This window comes from Streptomyces cylindrosporus (assembly GCF_022698165.1).
Lineage (GTDB): Bacteria > Actinomycetota > Actinomycetes > Streptomycetales > Streptomycetaceae > Streptomyces > Streptomyces cylindrosporus.
In genome coordinates this window covers 699997-712616 of record NZ_JALDAY010000005.1, presented here as the reverse complement: position 1 = coordinate 712616, position 12620 = coordinate 699997, and the positions used below count along the sequence as shown (strand labels likewise).

The following is a 12620-nucleotide window of genomic DNA, read 5'->3' as shown; positions in this document are numbered from 1 at the left end:
CGTCTCCATGGCGCCAGTCTGCCCGCACGGGCATGCGAACGGGCCAGGTCCGGGAGACCTGGCCCGTTTCCGCGTCCGCGGGGTCAGCCCATGTGCGGGTACGCGTAGTCGGTCGGCGCGACCAGGGTCTCCTTGATGGCCCGGGTCAGGGTCCAGCGCAGGAGGTTCTGGGGCGCGCCCGCCTTGTCGTTGGTGCCGGAGGCGCGGCCGCCGCCGAAGGGCTGCTGGCCGACGACGGCGCCGGTCGACTTGTCGTTGATGTAGAAGTTGCCGGCCGCGTAGCGCAGCTTCTCCATCGTGTACGCCGCGGCCGCGCGGTCGTTGGAGATGACCGAGCCGGTCAGCGCGTAGTCGGAGACCGACTCCATCTGGGTCAGCATCTCGTCGTACTTCTCGTCCTCGTAGACGTGCACGGCGAGGAACGGGCCGAAGTACTCGGTGCGGAAGACCTCGTTCTCCGGGTCGCTGCACTCGACGACGGTCGGGCGGACGAAGTAGCCGACCGAGTCGTCGTAGGAGCCGCCCGCGACGATCGTGCAGGTCGGGTCCTGCTTGGCGCGGTCGATGGCCGCCTTGTTCTTGGCGAACGCGCGCTCGTCGATGACGGCGCCGATGAAGTTCGACAGGTCGGTGACGTCACCCATGGTCAGGTAGTCGACCTCGGCGGCGAACTCCTCGCGGAAGCCGTCGTTCCAGATGGACGCGGGGATGTAGGCGCGGGAGGTGGCGCTGCACTTCTGGCCCTGGTACTCGAAGGCGCCCCGGGTGAGGGCGGTCTTGAGGACCGCGCGGTCGGCGCTCGGGTGGGCGACGAGGAAGTCCTTGCCGCCGGTCTCGCCGACCAGGCGCGGGTACGAGCGGTACTTCTCGATGTTGTTGCCGACCGTCTTCCACAGGTACTGGAAGGTCTTGGTGGAGCCGGTGAAGTGGATGCCGGCGAGGTCGCGGTGCTCAAGGGCGACCTTGGAGACCTCGATGCCGTCACCGGTGACGAGGTTGATGACGCCCTTGGGGAGCCCGGCCTCCTCCAGCAACCGCATGAGCAGCACGGCCGCGTGGGTCTGGGTGGGCGAAGGCTTCCACACCACCACGTTGCCCATCAGGGCCGGGGCCGTCGGCAGGTTGCCCGCGATCGCGCTGAAGTTGAAGGGCGTGATCGCGTAGACGAAGCCCTCCAGCGGGCGGTGGTCGAGGCGGTTCCAGACGCCCGGGGAGTTGGCCGGGGGCTGCTCGGCCAGGATCTGGCGGGCGTAGTGCACGTTGAAGCGCCAGAAGTCGACCAGCTCGCAGGGACAGTCGATCTCGGCCTGCTGAGCGGTCTTCGACTGGCCGAGCATGGTGGACGCGGCGAGCGTCTCGCGCCACGGGCCGGACAGCAGCTCGGCGGCGCGCAGGATGATCGCCGCGCGGTCGTCGAAGGACATCGCGCGCCAGGCGGGGGCGGCGGCGAGGGCCGCGTCGATGGCGTCCTGCGCGTCCTGCTGGGTGGCGTGGCGGCCGGTGCCGATGACGGCCTTGTGGTTGTGCGGCTGGACCACCTGGAAGGGCTCACCGCCGCCCAGCCGCTTCTCGCCGCCGATGGTCATCGACAGCTCCAGCGGGTTCTCGGCCAGCTCCTTGAGCCTGGCCTCCAGCCGGGCGCGCTCGGGCGAGCCGGGGGCGTAGCCGTGCACCGGCTCGTTGACGGGGGTGGGGACCTGGGTCACAGCGTCCATGGGATCCGTAACTCCTTGTACGTGAGCGGGTGTTCGGGTTCAGCCCTTGCTGAGCATGCTGCGCACGAAGAAGCGCAGGTTGGCCGGCTTCTCGGCGAGCCTGCGCATGAAGTAGCCGTACCAGTCGGTGCCGTAGGCGGTGTAGACGCGCATGCGGTGGCCCTGGGCGGCCAGGCGCAGGTGCTCGTCGCCGCGGATGCCGTACAGCATCTGGAACTCGTACTCGTCGGGCTTGCGGCCGGCGCGGTGGGCGAGTTCCTGGGCGATGGAGATGAGCCGGGGGTCGTGGGAGCCGACCATCGGATACCCCTCGCCCTCCATCAGAATCCGCAGGATCCGGACGTACGCCTTGTCGATCTCGTGTTTCTGCTGGTAGGCGACCTCGGCGGGCTCCTTGTACGCGCCCTTCACCAGCCGCACCCGGCTGCCCGCCGCGGCGAGCCGGCGGGCGTCGGCCTCGGTGCGGAAGAGGTAGGCCTGGATGACGCAGCCGGTCTGCGGGAAGTCGCGGCGCAGCTCCTCGTGGATGGCGAACATCGAGTCGAGGGTGGTGTGGTCCTCGGCGTCGAGCGTCACGGTCGTACCGATCGCGGCGGCGGCCTCGACGACCGGCCGGACGTTCGCGAGGGCCATGTCATGGCCGCCGTCCAGTGCCTGCCCGAACATCGACAGCTTGACGGACATCTCGACGCGCTCGCCGAGTTCCATGTCCTCGAGGCGGTCGATGAGCCGCAGGTACGCGTCCCGGGCGGCCTCGGCCTGCGCCGGGGTGGTGATGTCCTCGCCGACGACGTCCATCGTCAGCTCCAGGCCCCGGGCCGTGAGGTCCCGGATGATCGGCACGATGTCGTCCACGGACTCGCCCGGGATGAAGCGGTCGACGACCTGCTTGGTCACCGGGGCCGCCGAGATCAGGCGTCGCATCCGGTCGCTGCGCGACGCGGCAAGAATCACGGGACCCAGCACGGGGCACCTCCACAAACCAGCAGATAGAACCACCGTGAAACCTAAGGATCCCTCCGATCGTCGGCCATCGACAGCTGTCACGCATCCGTGCCGCAGATCTCAGACAGATGTATGAAGGGGCCGGTGGGATGCGGGAGAATGGGACCGTGACGACGTCCGAGGCTGCATCATTCATGGGCGACTACCAGGAACTCGTCGACGAGATCTCCGAGCTCCTCGGCGCCCCGGCGACCCTGGAGAACCGCGACTTCGAGCTGATCGCCTTCGGGGTGTACGACAGTGAGGGCGACCTGGACGCATCGGCCCTGGACCCGGTCCGCACCCGCTCGATCCTGACCCGGCGTTCCACGGCCGCGGTCCGTTCCTGGTTCGAGGGCTTCGGCATCACCAGGGCGACGGGTCCGGTCCGCATCCCGCCGACCCCGGAGGCCGGGGTGTACCGGGGCCGGATCTGCCTTCCGGTACGCCATCGGGGTGTCGTCCTCGGTTACGTCTGGCTGCTGGACTACGACCCCGGTCCGACGGACGCGCAGCTGACGGCGGCGATGGAGGTGACGTCCCGGATCGGCGCGCTGCTCGCGGACGAGGCCCAGCACGGGGCGGACCTGAGCCGGGAACTGCGGGCGGTGCTGGTCGCCGACCGCGACTGGCAACGCGACATGGCGATCGCGGACCTCCGCACGGCCCTGGGCACCCGGGCCGACGGCCCCCACACGGTGGTCTGCGTGGCCCCCTGGCCCTCGGCCGACCCCGACGACGCCCCCTCGGTCCGCACCGTGCAGGGCGCGACGGCCCTGTGCACGGTCCCGTGGGGCCCGGCCGCACACTCCCTGGCACTGCTGATCCGCCTGCGCACGCCGGACGTCCTCACGCCGGCGACGACTGCGGCGGGACGGCTGGTGGAGCGGGGCCGGTCGCTGGGCGGAAGTCCCGCCCGGGACAAGGGCAGCACAACCGCCGCCGGAATCGCCGCCGCGCGCAGGGGCCTCGCCGACCTGGGTACGGCCTGGCGGGAGGCGTCGGCGGCAGCCCGGGCGGCGCTCGCGGAGCCACGCTTCGGCCCGGTGGCGGAATGGTCGGGAATCGGCCCCTACCGCCTCCTCACATCCCTCCCCCCGAACGCGGCGCACGACCCCGCCGCAGGGCCCCTCCTCTCCCCCACCCACCACGAACTCGCCCGCACGGCCGAGACCTACCTGGACTGCGCCGGCCAGGCCGCCCGCACCGCCGCCGAACTCGGCATCCACCGCCAGACCCTCTACTACCGCCTCTCCAGAGTCGAACAACTGACAGGCCTCGACCTGACGGACGGCGAGGACCGCCTCCTGCTCCACATGGCGCTGAAGGGGGCTCGGCTGTAGCCGTGGGCGCGCTGCTGATGATCGACCTCGACAACACCCTCGTCGACAGGGACGCGGCCTTCAGCCAGGCGGCGGCGACCTTCCTGACGGACCACGCACTGCCCTCCGACGACCTCGCGTGGCTCAGGACCCTCGACGCGAGCGGCTACACGCCACGACGGGAAGTCGCCCGGGCCATGAGCCGGCGTTACGGCACCACGGTCCCCGAGCCCGCCGTCCGCACCTTCCTCGACCGCGGCGCCGCCGAGCACGTCACCCTGCCCGATCCCACGCGCCACGCCCTCGTCCGGGCCCGTGCGGACGGCTGGACCTGCGTGATCGTCACCAACGGCCGGGTCGTCCAGCAGGAGACGAAGATCCGCCGCACCGGCCTCGACCGGCTCGTGGACGGGTGGGTGGTGTCCGAGGCGGTCGGGTGCAAGAAGCCCGCGCCGGAGATCTTCGCGGCGGCTGCCGCGGCCGTGGGGGTCGGCCTCGAAGGTGCCTGGGTGGTCGGTGACTCCGCGCATGCCGATATCCAGGGTGCGGTCGGTGTCGGGGTGCGGAGTGTGTGGGTGTCCGGTGGGCGGCCGTGGGCCGAAGCCGCGTACCGGCCCACGTGGATCGCCGTCGACACCGCCTTCGCCCTGCACCTTGTCCGGGCAGCCGGCTAGCCCTCACCGCACAGGAGATCCGCCACGGCCGCGATTCCCTCCCCGATCGCACGTTCCGTCACATTGCCGAAGCCCAGGACGAGTTGGGGTGGGTGCGGTGATCCCGAGGTGCGGCACGTGCTCATGCCGTACAGGGCTACTCCTCGGGTGCGTGACTGGCGTACGACCGTCTGTTCGTCCGTGTCGTGCGGGAGGTGGGCCACCGCGTGGAAGCCTGCCGCCAGGCCCGACAGGCGTACCGGCGGGGCGTGTTGGGCGAGAGCGGCGAGCAGGGCCGTGCGGCGGGTGGCGTAGACGGTCCGCATGTGGCGCAGATGGCGGTCGTAGCGGCCGGACTCGATCAGGCGGGCGAGGGCCAGCTGGTCGAGGGTGGGCGAGCCGCGGTCGGCGATGCGTTTGAGGTCGGTGAGGGGGGTGGCCAGCGCCGGCGGGCACAGGAGCCAGCCCAGGCGCAGGGCGGGGGCGAGGGACTTGCTGACGGTGCCGATGGAGATGACCCGGTCCGCGGCCAGGCCCTGGAGCGTGCCGACCGGTTCGCGGTCGTAGCGGAACTCCGCGTCGTAGTCGTCCTCGATGACGTACGCGTCCCGGCGCCCGGCCCAGTCGATCAGCGCGTGCCGGCGGTCCGGCGCCAGTACGACTCCCGTCGGCCACTGGTGGGCCGGCGAGACGATCACGGCGCGGGCGCCGGTGGCGTCCAACGCCCGTACATCGACGCCGAGTTCGTCGACCGGCACCGGCACGGCCGTCAGCCCCGCCGCCTCCGCGGCCGCCGTCGCCGTGTCCGGCCCGCCCGGATCCTCGTACGCCACCACCCGCACCCCGACCCGCGCCAACGACCGCAGCGCCAGCTGCAGTCCCTGCGCGTACCCGGAGCAGACCACCGTCCGGGCGGGATCGGCGGCGGCCCCGCGCACCCGGCGCAGATACCCGGCCACCACCTCCCGCAGCGCCGAACTCCCGCGCGGATCCCCGTAGTCGAGTTCGGACGTCGGCATGGTCCGGGCCGCTTCCCTGGTCGCCCACAGCCAGTCGTTCAGCGGGAAGGAGGTCAGGTCCGGGACGCCGTGCCGGAAGTCCGCGATCAGGCGGGAGCGGGGGTCGGGCGGGGGCGGCGCCGGGGACTCCGGCACCTGGGCGCACTCGGCCACGCGGGTGGCCGAGCCGACCCGGGTGACGAGATAGCCCTCGGCCTGGAGCTGGGCGTAGCAGTCCTGGACGAGACCGCGGGACAGGCCGAGGACGCGGGCGAGCTCACGGGAGGAGGGAAGGCGTTCGCCGGCCTGGAGCCGGCCGGTGCGGATCGCGTCGCGCAGCTGCCGTTCCAGCTGGGCGCACAGGCGGTCGCCGCTGTCCCGGTCGACCGTCAGGAGCAGCTCGGGTGACAAACCGGCCCACTGCACTGGCATGGAATTGGAGCTTAGCGGAGGGCCGGTCGGTGTCTAGCGTCGCCCGTATGACGACCACGACGGACACCCCGGCCCGGACGACGCCCCGACCGCCCCTGCTGTCCCGCCCCCTGCTGCTCCGCTTCGTGAGCATGATCGGCGCGAGCGCGAGCTTCTTCCTGCTGCTGTCCGTGGTGCCCGCCTACGCCGCCGAGACGGGCGGCGGCAGCGCGGCGGGCCTCGCCACCGGTTCCCTGATGCTCGCCACCGTCCTCGGCGAACTCGCCACTCCGCGCCTCGTCGCCCGCCACGGCTACCGGGCGACGCTGATGGCGGGCCTGTTCCTGCTCGGCGCCCCGGCCCTGGTGCTGACCGTCTCCGGGAACACCGCCTGGATCGTCGCGGTGTGCCTGGTACGGGGCCTGGGCTTCGCGCTCACCATCGTCGCGGGCGGCGCCCTGACCGCGATGCTGATCCCGGCCGAACGGCGGGGCGAGGGGCTGGCGTTGGTGGGCGTGGTCTCCGGCGTACCGTCGCTGATCACCCTGCCGCTGGGCATGTGGCTGGCCGGCCGCACGGGCTACGGGCCGGTCGCGGTGATCGGCGGCGCCGTGTCTCTGGCGGCGATCGTGCCGGTGCTGGGGCTGCCGGGCAGCGGCGGACAGTCGGCCAAGAGCAGGCGGCCGGACAACAGCAGGCGATCCAGTGGCAGCGGGCAGTCGAACAGCGGCAGGCGGCCGACGGAGACAGAAGCACCGCAAGACTCACAGCCTCCCCTCGGTGTCCTCCGCGGCCTCCGCACCGGCCCCCTCCTGCGGCTCGTCCTCGTGTTCGCCGCCACCGCGACAGCCACCGGCATCCTGGTGACCTTCCTCCCGCTGGCCGTGCCCGCGGCCTCCTCCGGCGTGGTCGCGGTGGCCCTGTTCGTGCAGCCCGCGGCCTCGACCGTGTCCCGCTGGCTGGCCGGCCGCCACGGCGACCGGCACGGCAGCGCCCGGCTCGTACTGCCCGGCCTGCTCCTGTCGGCCGTGGGCGTGCTGCTCACCGCGGCGACCGGCAGCCCGCTCGCCGTCCTCGCGGGCACCGCCCTGTTCGGCACGGGCTTCGGCATCACCCAGAACGCCACGCTGACCCTGATGTACGCCCGGGTCTCCGCCTCCTCGTACGGCACGGTCAGCGCGCTCTGGAACCTCGCGTACGACGGCGGCATGGGCGTCGGCGCCGCGGGCTTCGGCGTGCTGGCCGCCCTGACCGGCTACCCGTGGGCCTTCGCGGCGACGGCGCTGCTGATGCTGGGCGCGCTCGCACCGGTCCTGCGCGATCGCCACCACATCAGCTCTCCCCGACTCCCCCGATCACCCGGCGCAGGCCCTCGGTGAGCTGTTCGGCGGTCGTCGCCGAGTCCGGGTCGAAGAGCCACTGCACCATGAGGCCGTTGAGGAGGGTCTGGTAGAAGCGGCCTTCGGTGTCGACCGTCTCCTTGTCCAGTTCGTCCTCCGGGACGCCGTTGAACATGGGCACGATCCCCGAGCGGCCCTGCTCCTGCGCCTCGGCCAGCAGCTTGCGCACCTCCTGGAGGCGCTCCCCGTTGACGATGATCTCCAGGCTCAGCATCCAGACGGCCCGGGACTCGGGCAGCGAGCGGATGATGCTTGCCCACACCTCCTGGAAACGCTCCAGCGACCCGGCGGGCGCGCTCACGTCACCCGCACCCCAGCCGGGGTCGAAACTGTCGCCGAGCCCCTCGATCAACGAGACGTAGGCCTGCACCAGCAGCGCGTCCTTCGACCCGTAGTGGTAGCCGATGGACGCCAGGTTCGTCCCCGACTCCTTGACGATGTCGCGCGCGGTGGTGCGCACGAACCCCTTCTCCAGCAGGCAGCGCTTCGCGCCCTCGAGCAGATCCTCGCGATGTCCCATGCCGGACACCCTACTCCGGATCCATACAGTCGTCCTATACGCATGACTTATACAATCGTTCTAGACAAGCGTTTAAGACGCCCGTACAGTCACTGCCATGACGAACTCGACGGGCTCGACGAGCACCACCGCAACCCCGGCCGGCGCACTCGCCGGCCGCCGCGAATGGACCGCACTGGGCGTGCTGATGCTCCCGCTGCTGCTGGTCTCGATGGACGTCTCGGTCCTCTACTTCGCGATCCCCGCGATCAGCGCGGACCTGGAGCCGACCGGCACCCAGCAGCTGTGGATCTTCGACATCTACGCCTTCGTCCTGGCCGGCCTGCTGATGACCATGGGCTCCCTGGGCGACCGCATAGGCCGCCGCAAGCTGCTCCTGATCGGCGCGGCGGCCTTCGGCGCCGCCTCCCTGACCGCGGCCTACGCGAACAGCGCCGAGACCCTGATCGCGGCCCGCGCGATCCTCGGCATCGGCGGCGCGACCCTGATGCCGTCGACGATGGCGCTGATCCGCACGATGTTCACCGACCCCGGCCAGCGCGCGAAGGCGATCGGCCTGTGGTCCGGCGTGATGACGGCGGGCGTCGCGCTCGGCTCGGTGATGAGCGGCGTCCTGGTCCAGTACTTCTGGTGGGGCTCGGTCTTCCTGGTCAACCTGCCGGCGATGGCCCTGCTGCTGGTCCTCGGCCCGTTCCTGCTCCCGGAGTCGAAGGACCCGAACCCCGGCCGCTTCGACTGGCCGAGCGTCCCGCTGTCGATGGCCGCCGTGCTCCCGGTCATCTACGGCCTGAAGGAGATCCCCTCCGAGGGCTGGCACCCGCAGTACGTCGTCTCGGTCACCGTCGGTCTGCTCTTCGCCGCGGCCTTCGTCCACCGCCAGCGCACCGCGGCCTCCCCGATGATCTCCCCGGCCCTGTTCCGCGGCCGCGGCTTCGCCCCCTCGGTCGCGCTCAACCTGGTCGCCACGTTCGGCATGATGGGCTCGGCGTTCTTCACCACGCAGTACCTGCAGTCGGTGCTCGACAAGAGCGCGATGGAGGCGGCCCTGTGGGCGCTGCTCCCCTCGGTGCCGATCGGCATGGCGGCCCCGCTGGCGACGGCCCTGGTACAGAAGGGCGTCGACCGCGCCTACGTCGTCACCGCGGGCTTCGCGACCGCCGCGGCGGGCTACGCGATGCTCGCCTTCGCCGGCACGGACTCCCTCTGGCTGGTGCTGGCCGCGTGCGGCGTCCTCGCCTCCGGCATCGTGATGGTCATCTCCCAGATCACCGACCTCGCGATGAGCAGCGCGCCGGTGGAACGGGCGGGCTCGGCGTCCTCACTGATGGAGACGGGCTCGGAGTTCGGCGGCGCACTGGGGATGGCGGTGCTCGGCTCCATCGGCACGGCGATCTACCGGCACGAGATCCCGGGCACGGCCCCGGCACCGGCCCACGAGACGCTGGGCGGGGCGCTGGCGGTGGCGAGGCAGCTGCCGGGGCGCACGGGAGACGCTCTGGCGGTGGCGGCTCGGGAGGCGTTCACCAGCGGTATGCAGGGGGCGGCGATCGCGGGGGCGGTAATTCTGGCGGGGGCGGCCGTGGTTGCGGGGAGGGCGTTGCGCGGGATCCACGTCGACACCGACAAGCCCAGTGGAATGTGACATATTACTGACGCTGCATCAGAAAACCACGAACGCCGGCCGGGCTGAGACACCTCCTCAGCCCGACCGGCGTTCACATGTCAGCTCAGACCAGGTTCACCGACCGGGCGAACGTCGCCCCGATCTCCGCCTCGACCTCGGCCAGCACCCCGGAGGGCACCGTGTCGTCGACGGTCAGCACGGCCAGCGCCTCGCCACCCGCCACGGCCCGCGAGACCTGCATGCCGGCGATGTTGATGCCCGCCTCGCCGAAGATGCGGCCCACCGTGCCGACGACGCCCGGACGGTCCTCGTACCGCAGCACCACCATGTGGTCGGCGAGCGCGAGGTCGACGTCGTACTCACCGACCGCGACGATCTTCTGCAGGTGCTTCGGACCGGCCAGCGTGCCGGAGACCGACACCTCCTCGCCGCTGCCGAGCGTGCCGCGCACGGTGACGACGTTGCGGTGATCGGTCGCCTCGGAGCTGGTCGTCAGCCGGACCTCGACGCCGCGCTCCTGCGCGAACAGCGGGGCGTTGACGTACGACACCGTCTCGTCGACGACGTCCTCGAAGACACCCTTGAGGGCGGACAGCTCCAGCACCTTCACGTCGTGCTGGGTGATCTCGCCGTACACCTCGACGTCGAGGCGGACCGCGACCTCGCCCGCGAGCGCGGTGAAGATCCGGCCGAGGCGCTCGGCGAGCGGCAGGCCCGGCTTGACGTCCTCGGCGATGACGCCGCCCTGGACGTTCACCGCGTCGGGCACGAGCTCACCGGCGAGGGCGAGGCGCACCGAGCGGGCGACGGCGATGCCGGCCTTCTCCTGGGCCTCGTCCGTCGAGGCGCCGAGGTGCGGCGTGGCGACGACCTGGTCGAACTCGAACAGCGGGGAGTCCGTGCAGGGCTCCTTCGCGTACACGTCGAGACCGGCGCCGGCGACCCGGCCCTCCTTGAGGGCGGAGTACAGCGCCTCCTCGTCGACGATCCCGCCGCGCGCGGCGTTGACGATGCGCACGCTCGGCTTGACCTTGCGCAGCGCCTCGTCGCCGATGAGGCCGATGGTCTCGGGGGTCTTGGGGAGGTGGACGGTGATGAAGTCGGAGACCTCGAGCAGCTCGTCCAGCGACAGCACCTTGACGCCCATCTGCGCGGCGCGCGCGGGCTGGATGTAGGGGTCGTAGGCGACGACCTTCATCCCGAAGGCGGACATGCGCTGCGCGACGAGGGCACCGATGCGGCCCAGGCCCACGACACCGAGGGTCTTCTCCGCCAGCTCGACGCCCGTGTACTTGCTGCGCTTCCACTCGCCGTTCTTCAGCGCGGCGTTGGCCTGCGGGATGTGGCGGGCGGTGGCGACGAGGAGACCGCAGGCGAGCTCGGCGGCGGTCACGATGTTCGAGGTGGGGGCGTTGACGACCATCACGCCGGCCTTGGTGGCGGCGGAGACGTCGACGTTGTCCAGGCCGACGCCGGCTCGTGCGACGACCTTCAGCTTGTTGGCGGCGGCGATCGCCTCGGCGTCGACCTTGGTGGCCGAGCGGATCAGGATGGCGTCGACGTCGGCGATGGCCGGGAGCAGTTCGGCTCGGTCCGCTCCGTTGCAGTGCCGGATCTCGAAGTCCGGGCCGAGCGCGTCCACGGTCGCGGGCGACAGCTCTTCAGCGATGAGTACGACAGGTTTCGAGCTCACGTGAGTCCTCACAAGTCCAAAGCGTGCGGACGGCCGTCCCGACGGCCGCAGGCGGTGGAGGGGTGTCGCGACCCGGAGGGCCGCTTGAGCCGCGTGGAAGACGCACGACGCTGTGGGCCTGACGCGTATGTAGTACGGCAGTGTAGTGGCGCGGCGCTGGTCCTCCCGCGCCTCTGCGGAAGGATCACCCGTCCGTGATTCGACGGGCTGGACAAAGGGGCCGGAGCAGTCCGCTCCGGCCCCTCGGCCCTTGAGGGCTTACGCCTCCTCGTCGACCCAGGACATCAGCTTGCGCAGCTGCTTGCCCGTGGTCTCCAGCAGGTGCTCGCTGTCCTGCGTCTTGTACTCGTTGTACTTCTTCAGGCCGCCGTGGTACTCGGCCATCCACTCGCGCGCGAAGGTGCCGTCCTGGATCTCGGCGAGGACCTTCTTCATCTCGGCCTTGGTGGCGTCGGTGATGATGCGCGGGCCGGTGACGTAGTCGCCCCACTCGGCGGTCTCGGAGACGGACCAGCGCATCTTCTCCAGGCCGCCCTCGTACATGAGGTCGACGATCAGCTTCAGCTCGTGGAGGCACTCGAAGTAGGCGATCTCCGGCTGGTAGCCCGCCTCGACCAGGGTCTCGAAGCCGGCCTTGACCAGGGCGGAGGTGCCACCGCACAGGACGGCCTGCTCGCCGAAGAGGTCGGTCTCGGTCTCCTCGGTGAAGGTCGTCTTGATGACGCCGGCGCGGGTGCCGCCGATGCCCTTGGCGTACGACAGGGCGAGCGCGAAGCCGTTGCCGGTGGCGTCCTGCTCGACGGCCACGATGCACGGAACGCCGCGGCCCTCCTCGTACTGGCGACGGACGAGGTGGCCCGGGCCCTTGGGGGCGACCATGCAGACGTCGACGCCGGCCGGGGGCTTGATGAAGTCGAAGCGGATGTTCAGGCCGTGGCCGAAGAACAGCGCGTCGCCGTCCTTCAGGTTCGGGGCGATGGACTCCTCGTAGACCTGGGCCTGGATCGGGTCCGGGACGAGGATCATGATGACGTCGGCCTCGGCGGCGGCCTCGGCCGGGGTCACCACGCGCAGGCCCTGCTCCTCGGCCTTCGCCTTGGACTTGGAGCCCTCGTGCAGACCGACACGGACGTCGACGCCCGAGTCACGGAGCGACAGCGCGTGGGCGTGGCCCTGGCTGCCGTAACCGATGACCGCGACCTTGCGGCCCTGGATGATGGACAGGTCGGCGTCGGCGTCGTAGAACAGCTCGGCCACTTTGGGTTCTCTCCTTGAGTGCAGGTGTTGCGTCCCACCGTAT

General features: G+C 71.1%; 10 protein-coding genes. 4 read left to right on the top strand and 6 right to left on the bottom strand.

Features of this window, described 5'->3' with window-relative positions:
• Positions 1-83: 83 nt before the first annotated feature.
• Positions 84-1715: an L-glutamate gamma-semialdehyde dehydrogenase gene (gene pruA / locus MQP27_RS19545; protein WP_242766480.1), complete on the bottom strand. Its 1632-nt coding sequence runs from the start codon at positions 1713-1715 to the stop codon at positions 84-86.
• A 39-nt stretch (positions 1716-1754) separates the two neighbouring features.
• Positions 1755-2681 carry a proline dehydrogenase family protein gene (locus MQP27_RS19540; RefSeq protein ID WP_242766479.1) on the bottom strand — a complete coding sequence of 309 codons (927 nt, stop codon included), beginning with the start codon at positions 2679-2681 and terminating at the stop codon, positions 1755-1757.
• A 128-nt stretch (positions 2682-2809) separates the two neighbouring features.
• On the opposite strand from MQP27_RS19540, the gene MQP27_RS19535 reads away from it, so the two are divergent.
• Positions 2810-4042 carry a PucR family transcriptional regulator gene (locus MQP27_RS19535; RefSeq protein WP_242766478.1) on the top strand — a complete coding sequence of 411 codons (1233 nt, stop codon included), beginning with the start codon at positions 2810-2812 and terminating at the stop codon, positions 4040-4042.
• A 2-nt stretch (positions 4043-4044) separates the two neighbouring features.
• A complete protein-coding gene (locus tag MQP27_RS19530) occupies positions 4045-4695 on the top strand; it encodes an HAD family hydrolase (protein ID WP_242766477.1) in 651 nt (216 codons plus the stop codon).
• Here the strand turns inward: MQP27_RS19530 and pdxR are convergent.
• The gene (gene pdxR / locus MQP27_RS19525) at positions 4692-6104 is read right to left on the bottom strand and encodes a MocR-like pyridoxine biosynthesis transcription factor PdxR (RefSeq protein ID WP_242766476.1); all 1413 of its coding nucleotides are present in this window, start codon (positions 6102-6104) and stop codon (positions 4692-4694) included. The two genes, MQP27_RS19530 and pdxR, sit on opposite strands and share 4 nt — an antisense overlap.
• A gap of 47 nt (positions 6105-6151) precedes the next feature.
• On the opposite strand from pdxR, the gene MQP27_RS19520 reads away from it, so the two are divergent.
• Positions 6152-7462 carry an MFS transporter gene (locus MQP27_RS19520; RefSeq protein WP_242766475.1) on the top strand — a complete coding sequence of 437 codons (1311 nt, stop codon included), beginning with the start codon at positions 6152-6154 and terminating at the stop codon, positions 7460-7462.
• Here the strand turns inward: MQP27_RS19520 and MQP27_RS19515 are convergent.
• Complete coding sequence (locus MQP27_RS19515) at positions 7416-8003, bottom strand: TetR/AcrR family transcriptional regulator (protein WP_242766474.1); 588 nt, start codon at positions 8001-8003, stop codon at positions 7416-7418. The genes MQP27_RS19520 and MQP27_RS19515 overlap by 47 nt on opposite strands.
• 97 nt (positions 8004-8100) lie before the next feature.
• On the opposite strand from MQP27_RS19515, the gene MQP27_RS19510 reads away from it, so the two are divergent.
• Positions 8101-9645, top strand: coding sequence for an MFS transporter (locus MQP27_RS19510; protein ID WP_242766473.1), 1545 nt, complete (start codon positions 8101-8103; stop codon positions 9643-9645).
• An 85-nt stretch (positions 9646-9730) separates the two neighbouring features.
• On the opposite strand, the gene serA is transcribed toward MQP27_RS19510, so the two are convergent.
• Positions 9731-11320, bottom strand: a complete 1590-nt coding sequence (serA, locus tag MQP27_RS19505) for a phosphoglycerate dehydrogenase (protein ID WP_242766472.1) — start codon at positions 11318-11320, stop codon at positions 9731-9733.
• A gap of 258 nt (positions 11321-11578) precedes the next feature.
• Positions 11579-12577: a ketol-acid reductoisomerase gene (ilvC, locus tag MQP27_RS19500; protein WP_200700185.1), complete on the bottom strand. Its 999-nt coding sequence runs from the start codon at positions 12575-12577 to the stop codon at positions 11579-11581.
• Positions 12578-12620: the final 43 nt, after the last annotated feature.

Bases quoted from the DNA above. Each gene is read 5' to 3' on its own strand.
- pruA (WP_242766480.1), bottom strand. From the start codon at position 1,715: ATGGACGCTGTGACCCAGGTCCCCACCCCCGTCAACGAGCCGGTGCAC.
- MQP27_RS19535 (WP_242766478.1), top strand. From the start codon at position 2,810: ATGCGGGAGAATGGGACCGTGACGACGTCCGAGGCTGCATCATTCATG.
- pdxR (WP_242766476.1), bottom strand. From the start codon at position 6,104: ATGCCAGTGCAGTGGGCCGGTTTGTCACCCGAGCTGCTCCTGACGGTC.
- MQP27_RS19520 (WP_242766475.1), top strand. From the start codon at position 6,152: ATGACGACCACGACGGACACCCCGGCCCGGACGACGCCCCGACCGCCC.
- MQP27_RS19515 (WP_242766474.1), bottom strand. From the start codon at position 8,003: ATGGGACATCGCGAGGATCTGCTCGAGGGCGCGAAGCGCTGCCTGCTG.
- MQP27_RS19510 (WP_242766473.1), top strand. From the start codon at position 8,101: ATGACGAACTCGACGGGCTCGACGAGCACCACCGCAACCCCGGCCGGC.